Annotated in this window: 3 protein-coding genes; all 3 read left to right on the top strand. The window is 30.9% G+C overall.

The window, feature by feature from the left end:
- Positions 1-266: 266 nt before the first annotated feature.
- On the top strand, positions 267-1217 hold the full coding sequence (locus tag CN514_RS21735; RefSeq protein ID WP_098234364.1) for a heme-dependent oxidative N-demethylase family protein: 951 nt from the start codon (positions 267-269) through the stop codon (positions 1215-1217).
- A gap of 90 nt (positions 1218-1307) precedes the next feature.
- Complete coding sequence (locus tag CN514_RS21740; protein ID WP_098234365.1) at positions 1308-1712, top strand: dimethylamine monooxygenase subunit DmmA family protein; 405 nt, start codon at positions 1308-1310, stop codon at positions 1710-1712.
- A gap of 6 nt (positions 1713-1718) precedes the next feature.
- A complete protein-coding gene (locus tag CN514_RS21745; protein ID WP_286141790.1) occupies positions 1719-2687 on the top strand; it encodes a PDR/VanB family oxidoreductase in 969 nt (322 codons plus the stop codon).
- Positions 2688-2731: the final 44 nt, after the last annotated feature.

A 2731-nucleotide genomic window follows, 5' to 3' on the forward strand; every position in this document is an offset into this window, starting at 1 on the left:
AAACTGAGATATAGTACCTCTTAAAGGGTTCATGAGTAAGCATAAAGACAAAAAGCTGTGCTATAGTACCTCATAAACGATTCTTTCATAAACTTTCTATTAAATTGAACAATAAATCGGACTAGCTATTGACACAAAAAACGGAATATTCTTATAATTAATTAAAATCTAATGTAACAAAAAACAGAAATTAATTGTATGTTTATCTTTGTCTAGACTAACTTATTTGAACGATTTACTTTTAATCTACTAAAAAGGGTGTTCAGATGAATCAAGTTAATGAATTAGAAAGCTTTCCGTATCCGTTTAAAGAGGAGATTTATCGTTATTCTAATCATTCTATTTTATTAGATCCACCTGTGAGCATCGAGATTACACCTAAATATGAGAATGAAATAAAATTAAAAAGAAGCTTGTTACACAATTCACCTAGCCATTGTTATCAGGCACTTCCTACTAGTTTTAAAGGGCAATGGGAAATTGTAGAATTAGTTTTAGAACATTTAATAAGATATTATCCAAACTATTTTGAAGTTCATAAGGGTCACGAATATTGGACTATTTATAATAAGCTTCTGATGGAGGAGGAACAATTTAGGTTTGGGGATCGAACTTCGGTTTTAGGAAAGCCTTTGAATTTCATAGGTAGACATGTACAAGAGGATTTAATTTATATGAGTCAACGAGATGGCGATTTATTTTTAGATGCTGGACATCTCTGTTTTCCTTCTAATTGGTCACTTGCTTTTAAACTAGGGATGAGATTTAAAGAGATTCATCAGCCAATCCCTCTGTTTAGTGAAAAATCATTGGATGATCGAATTCTTCGTTTCTTAAAAAATATTGAACAAGGAGCACCTTGGACTCGTAAAAATTGGTCACTAATGGCAGGAAAAAGACTTGATACTTCATTAGAAACATTCGATCAATGGGGGAAAGATAGAAAAAGAGTAACAGCTGATAATGTTGGGGAATTTGTTCACTTACGTGTTGAGGTTCAAAAGTTATTTAGGTTGGCTGCTAGTAATGGGCTCCTATTTACGATTCATACTCACTTATTACCACTAGAGCAATTAACCTTAAATAAGGAATGGTTAGAGCAATTTTATAAAATTCTATGTGACTTACCGGATTTCATTTTAGATTATAAAGGAATCTCTTCATATAAAAAAGAAGTAATAACATATTTAAAAAATAAACTTGATGAAGTTGGGTAGAATGCGATGAATAATTTAATAGTTGAAGAAGCTAGTTTTATAGATGGAAAAAGAAAATACTTAATTTGTTCAAATCATAGAGGGAGGTCGTTGATCCAGCCAATTTTAGAAAAATTACTTGAGAAAAATTATTCTTTTGATTTTGTCTTCATCGGATTTGATTCAAGTCCTGAACAATTGCAAAATAATCTTAAAACTTGGTTGCAAAGTCAAAAAATGGGTAGTTATTTATATATAGCATTAAGCAAAGAAGAGCTTAAAAATTTAAGGCCAATTATAGAAGATGTTGGATTTTTTGAAGATGAAGTACAATATGTTGGTTATGGTGAATTGAACTCTAATGTTTTTTGTTGTCGTTGTCATAGTTTAACTGAATTAAAAAAATTAGAAATTGGTAAAGAAGTTCAGTGTCAAAATTGTCATTTATTACTTTCAGTTTCTGACCATTATTCGGTCCATTATGACGCATATTTAGGTAATATCGCTAAATTGTAGATGGGAGTGAATGTATTGATTGAGAATACGATACTAGTTCGTGTTAATGAAATAAAGCAAAAAACACAACAGGTTAAAGAGTTTAGTTTGATTCCAATTGATGAATTTAATCTTCCAACTTTTAGTGGAGGTTCTCATATTAATACATATGTAGCTGCAGAAAATGAGATTATTAGCAGACCCTATTCTTTAGTTCATCATTCACTTATTGATAACACATATAAAATTGCCATTCATTTAAGTTCGGAATCAAAAGGCGGTTCAAAATATTGGCATGAACGAATTAAAATAGGTGATCGACTACGCATTAGCTATCCAAAAAATCATTTTCCATTAAGTTCTAGAGCAAAACATCATGTGTTTTATGCAGCGGGAATTGGCATAACGCCATTTTTATCGATGATGAAGGAATTAAAAAGTAAAAATAAATCTTTTGAACTTCACTATACTTCGGCTACAAAATCAAGCAGTGCATTTTATGACTTTTTAAATGAATATTATAAAGAAGAGACTACTTTTTACTTTACGAAAGAGCTTAATTCTAGTCGAATAAAAGTTGAAACGCTTTTAGACCATTCAATCGGTACTCATGTATATTTTTGTGGTCCTAATCGGTTTATTTCTCAATTTAATGAATCAGCTTATGCATTTGGCTATCCGAAATCAAGTGTCCATATTGAGGTTTTTACACCTCAATTATTGGCTAACTCTAGATCTTTTGAAGTAAGACTGGCAAATGGTACTACAAAACAAGTTCCCGTTGATAAAACGTTATTAGATGTTTTACTCGATGAGGGCTTAAAAATACCATATTCCTGTAGAGTTGGTAGATGTGGGACATGCGAAGTAAATGTAATCGATGGGCAAATTGAACATCACGACTTCTTATTGGATGAGGATCAAAGAAATAGTAATAAAATGATTTTAACTTGTGTTTCTAGGGCAAAATCAAATCAATTAATCCTTGAAATATAGAGTTGAATTTTAGTAAAACAGCTAGTCTACCTATTTAATTGGTT

The organism is Bacillus sp. AFS001701 (genome assembly GCF_002559405.1).
Classification (GTDB): domain Bacteria; phylum Bacillota; class Bacilli; order Bacillales; family Bacillaceae_G; genus Gottfriedia.

What these genes read in the sequence shown, in the direction of transcription:
- CN514_RS21735 (WP_098234364.1), top strand. Translation starts at nt 267, where the DNA reads ATGAATCAAGTTAATGAATTAGAAAGCTTTCCGTATCCGTTTAAAGAG.